Source organism: Kitasatospora sp. NPDC058190 (assembly GCF_042883685.1).
In the GTDB taxonomy this organism is placed as follows: domain Bacteria; phylum Actinomycetota; class Actinomycetes; order Streptomycetales; family Streptomycetaceae; genus Kitasatospora.
Genome location: NZ_JBHVVI010000239.1, coordinates 1 through 5,101, shown reverse-complemented (window position 1 = coordinate 5,101; position 5,101 = coordinate 1). Strand labels below are relative to the sequence as shown.

At 69.6% G+C, this 5,101-nt stretch carries 2 protein-coding genes and 1 pseudogene; 1 reads left to right on the top strand and 2 read right to left on the bottom strand.

The genetic code is table 11. From position 1 onward, the window contains the following. The first annotated feature begins 502 nt into the window (after positions 1-502). Entirely contained in the window at positions 503-1,870 is a 1,368-nt protein-coding gene (locus ACFVWU_RS44160; protein WP_387632211.1) for an NAD(P)/FAD-dependent oxidoreductase, read from the top strand. Positions 1,871-2,297: 427 nt separating this feature from the next. Here the strand turns inward: ACFVWU_RS44160 and ACFVWU_RS44155 are convergent, their stop codons facing one another. Together ACFVWU_RS44155 and ACFVWU_RS44150 are read right to left on the bottom strand one after the other, a co-directional pair. Continuing rightward, entirely contained in the window at positions 2,298-4,856 is a 2,559-nt protein-coding gene (locus ACFVWU_RS44155) for an ABC transporter permease (RefSeq protein WP_387632209.1), read from the bottom strand. Positions 4,857-4,921: 65 nt separating this feature from the next. Then, a pseudogene (locus ACFVWU_RS44150) lies at positions 4,922-5,101 on the bottom strand (ABC transporter ATP-binding protein); the annotation flags it as partial.

Genomic DNA, 5,101 nt, shown 5'->3' with positions numbered 1-5,101 from the left:
CCCGCCCACTCCCTTTTTTTTTTGTCCTGTGGGTTGGGTTTTTTTTTAAACCCCCCCGCCCCCCGCCCCCCGGCCGCCCGCCCGGGTAACCCACCCCGCCCCCGCCCCCCCGCGGGGGGCCCCGGGGCCGGGGCTTGCCCGGGCACGGGCGGAAATGTTCGTGAATTTCTTCACATGGCGATCGGGTCATTCGTCGCACCCCGGGGCCCGCTACGCCCGAATTGTGAGACCGAAGGCCTGTCGGTGGTCGCGCCCGCTGGATCGCAGGTCAGGCCCCATTTGAGGTTTGAAAATCGAAATCACACTCGGGAACCCAGGTGCTGCACGGATCGTTGCTGCTCAGCAGGGTGGTGCTCCGGTGTGTGTTCACGGGGCGCTGTCGGGGGCTGTGAGCCGGTGAGCCGGTGCCGTTTTTGTGGGGGCGGAGTGTAGCACGGGGTGTCCATGCGCTTGTGACCGGGCTCACGAAGGCTGCTCCGGACGGTGCTGGATACTTTCGGATATGAGCACCACGGAGCGTCCTCGCATCCTCATTGTCGGCGGTGGTTACGTCGGCCTGTATGCCGCGATGCGCATCCTCAAGAAGATGCGCTACGGCGAAGCGACCGTCACGGTCGTGGACCCGCGGTCGTACATGACGTACCTGCCCTTCCTCCCCGAGGCGGCCGGCGGCAACGTCGCGCCCCGCAACCTCGTCGCGCCGCTGCGCAGCGCCCTCAAGCAGGCGGAGGTGCTGACCGGTTCTGTCACCGGCATCGACCACGCCCGCAAGGTCGCCACCATCCAGCCCGCGGCCGGCGACAGCTACGAGCTGCCCTTCGAGTACCTGGTCGTCGCGACCGGCTCGGTCTCCCGCACCTTCCCGATCCCGGGTCTGGCGGAGAACGGCATCGGCATGAAGACGGTCGAGGAGGCCATCGGCCTCCGCAACCACGTCATGGCCCAGCTCGACAAGGCCGAGTCCACCACGGACGAGGAGGTCCGCCGCAAGGCGCTGACCTTCGTCGTCATCGGCGGTGGCTTCGCCGGCGTCGAGACGATCGCCGAGATCGAGGACATGGCGCGCGACGCGTCGAAGCTGTACAAGACCGTCAGCCGTGACGACATGCGCTTCGTCATGGTCGAGGCGGCCAACCGCATCCTCCCCGAGGTCGGCCCGGACCTGGGTCTGTGGACCAAGGAGAAGCTCGAGGAGCGGAAGATCGAGGTCTACATCGAGACCTCGATGGACTCCTGCATCGACGGCCACGTCATGCTGAAGAACGGCATGGAGATGGACGCCTCCACCATCGTGTGGACGGCGGGCGTCAAGCCGAACCCGGTGCTGGCCAACTTCGGCCTGCCGCTGGGCCCGCGCGGCCACGTCGACACCGCGGCCACCCTGCAGGTCCAGGGCTTCGACTACGTCTGGTCCGCCGGTGACAACGCCCAGGTCCCGGACCTCGCCTCCGGCGAGGGCGCCTGGTGCCCGCCGAACGCGCAGCACGCCTGCCGTCAGGCCGTCGTCCTCGGCGACAACGTGATCTCCGGCATGCGGGGCTTCCCGCAGAAGGAGTACAAGCACAAGAACCTGGGCGCGGTCGCCGGTCTCGGCCTGCACAAGGGTGTCGCGATCCTCTTCGGCAAGGTCAAGCTGAAGGGCCGCATGGCCTGGTGGTTCCACCGTGCCTACCACGGCGCGATGGTCCCGACCTTCAACCGCAAGGTCCGCGTCTTCACCGACTGGACCCTCGCGATGTTCCTGAAGCGCGAGATGGTCGGCCTTTCCCAGATGGAGCGGCCGCAGCTGCCGATCCAGGAGGTCACGCCGCCCACCAAGCCCGTCGAGGCCGCCAAGCCGGCCGCCGACAAGGAGCTCGCCAGCAAGTAAGCGACTGGACCCCGGTGTGGGAGCGCCGGGGTATGAGTCGGAGGCCCTCCGCCCGGCAGTGACGCCGGACCACGACCTCCGTGGTGCTCAGCCGGCCGTGCGACCGGGCGGAGTACAGCAGTAGAAGAGCCCCTGCCGAAACCCTCCGGCAGGGGCTCTCTGTTGTTCGCCCGCTCGCTGTGACTCGCCCGCTCGCTGTGACTCGCCCGCTCGCCTCCGGGGCGCTCTTGGCCCAGTGCCGACGGTCGGCGCTCCGGCGCTCGTTCCTCGCTTGTCGCTTCTCCCTTTCGGCACCGGCGCGCCCCTTCGGCTCGGGGCTGTGACTCGCCCGCTCGCCTCCGGGGGGGGGCGGCTCGGGGCGGGGACTCGCCCGCCCGCCTCCGGCGCGGGTGCGGCCGGAGGCGGGCGGAGGTCGGCGGACGGGGCGTCAGTCGGTCTTGATGCTCGACAGGATGTCCAGCTTGGACGCCCGGCGGGCCGGCCAGATCGCGGCCACCAGGCCGACCACCCCGGCCAGCGCCAGGAACAGCGCCAGCTGGCCGTACGGCAGGACGGTGGTCAGTCCGGCGAGGCTGGACTTCAGCGTCCCGTTGATCGCCCAGGCGATGAAGCAGCCGAGCAGCAGGCCGATCCCGGCGCCGAACAGGGAGATCACCACCGACTCCAGTCGGACCATCCGCTTGATGCCCCGGCGGTCCAGGCCGATCGCCCGCAGCATCCCGATCTCGCGCTTGCGCTCGAAGACCGACATGGCCAGCGTGTTGATCACACCCAGGACCGCGATCAGGACCGCCATCCCCAGCAGGCCGTACATCAGGTTCAGCGCGAAGGTGATGACCTGGCTGAAGTCGTCCCGGACGTCCTGCTTGGACTTGACCTCGATCACCGGGTTGGCGCCGGTGGCGTCCTTGAGCGCCTGCTTGAGCTCGGCCGTGGCGCCGTCCTTGCCCTTGACCAGGACGTCGGCGACGTACGGCTTCGACTCGTGCTTGGCGATCTCGCTGTTGGCCAGCAGGACCGGGCCGAGCATGCCGCCCTTCTCGTACACGCCGCCGACGGTGAGCTGGCCGGTGGAACCGTCCGGGAAGGACGCGGTCATCGTCGAGCCGGTGGTGACGTTGAACTTCGCGGCGACGTCCTGGTCCACCAGCAGCTGGCCCTTGCCGAGCGCGGCGCTGGAACCGCTGGTCAACTTGATTTCGGCGATCCGGTCGAAGGTGTCCGCGTCCAGGCCGGTGATCGCCTTGGAGGTGCCGTTGAGCTTCCAGAAGGCGGCGGTCATCGGCGAGGAGGCCGCGACCCCGGGGGCCTTGGCGATCTGGGCGGGCACCTGGCCGGACAGGTTCATGCCGTTGGCGGCCGAGACGATGTAGTCGGACTTCATCGACTTGGTGACGGCCCGGTCGATGGTGTCGCCGACCGAGGTGCCGATCACGGTGAGGCCGGTGACCAGGGTCAGCCCGATGGTGAGCGCGGCCGCGGTGGCCGCGGTGCGGCGCGGGTTGCGCACCGCGTTCTGCTGGGCGAGCTTGCCCGGGGTGCCGCCCAGCCCCCGCAGCAGCGGGCCGACCAGCGCGACGACCGGGCGCGAGAGCAGCGGCAGCAGGACGAACACGCCGATCAGGGCCAGGAAGGCACCCGCGCCGACCGGCAACCGGCCGCTGTCGTCGCCGGTGGAGGCGCCGTAACCGATCAGCGCGAGACCGCCGCCGGTGAGCACCGAGCCGATGGTGTTGCGGACCACCAGGCTCTTCTGGCTGGTCGGCTGGTCACCACTGCTCATCGCGGCCACCGGTGCGATCCGGGCCGCGCGCAGGGCCGGCAGCAGGGCCGACAGGACCGTCACCAGGACGCCGACCACGATGGTCACAGCGACGGTGAGCGGCTTGATCACCAGCGAGCCGTTCGGCATGTCCTCGTTCAGCGAGCCGATCAGGGACTGCATCCCGGCGCCGATCCCGACGCCGGCCAGCAGGCCGGCCACCGCGGAGACGGTGCCGATCACCAGGGCCTCGATCAGCACGGAACGGGTCACCTGCTTGCGGCTGGCGCCGATCGCCCGCAGCAGCGCGAGCTCCTTGGTGCGTTGGGCGACCAGCATGGTGAAGGTGTTGGCGATGATGAAGATGCCGACGAAGAGCGAGATGAAGGCGAAGACCAGCAGCATGGTGCGCATGCTGTCGGTGGCCTTGGTGATCTGCTCCTGCTCCTCGGCGTTGAGCGTGGCACCGGTCTTGATGACGAACTGGTGGTCGGTCGGGATCCTGGGCAGGGCCTGGGCGAGCAGCGCGTCCTCGGAGGTGCCGGGCTTGGCGGTGAGCACGATGCTGCTGTAGCGGCCCGGCTCCAGCAGGGTCTGCTGGGCGGTGGCCTTGTCGAACAGGGTGAGCGTGCCGCCGGTGCTGACCACCGGGTCGTCGGTGGTGAAGATCCCGGTGAGCTTCGCCTCGATCACCGGTCCGTTGACGGCGACCCGGACGGTGTCGCCGACCTTGTAGCCCGCCCGGTCGGCGGTCTTGCGGTCGAGGGCGACCTCCTTGGCGTTCTTCGGGCCCTGGCCCTCGGCCATCGGGTAGCGCGGGTCCCTGCCGTCCTGGCCCGGGGCGAAGTTGGCGCCCTTGGCGGACCAGACCTGGCCGATCAGGTCGCCCTTGTGGTCGGCGACCCCGGTGAAGCCGCTGACCACGCCGCGGGCGGTGGCGGTGCCGGGCAGGGCGGCCAGCTGCTGGACGGCGGCGTCGTCGAGGACGGTGGGGCTGCTCTCGCTCCTCTGCTTGGCGGAGGCGTCGGAGCCGGCCGCGTTGTCCACGACCTGGACCGAGACGTCCGAGTAGCTCTTGGAGTTGCTGTCCCGCAGGGCCTTGCCGAAGGTGTCGGAGAAGACCATGGTGCCCGCGACGAAGGCGGTACCGAGCATGACGGCCAGCGCCGTCATCAGTAGGCGGCCCTTGTGGGCCAGCACGTTGCGCAGAGCGGTGCGATACATGAGGTGTCCTGGGAAGGTTCGGTGAAGCGGGCCGGCGGGCCGTGGGGCCCTGACTGGGTGTCGCCTCAGCTGGTTCGGCCCTTGGCGTCGAAGCGGCGCATGCGGTCCAGGACGGTGTCGGCGGTGGGGGCGTGCAGTTCGTCGACGATCCGGCCGTCGGCGAGGAAGACGACGCGGTCGGCGTAGGAGGCGGCGACGGGGTCGTGGGTGACCATGACGACGGTCTGGCCGAGTTCGCGTACGGA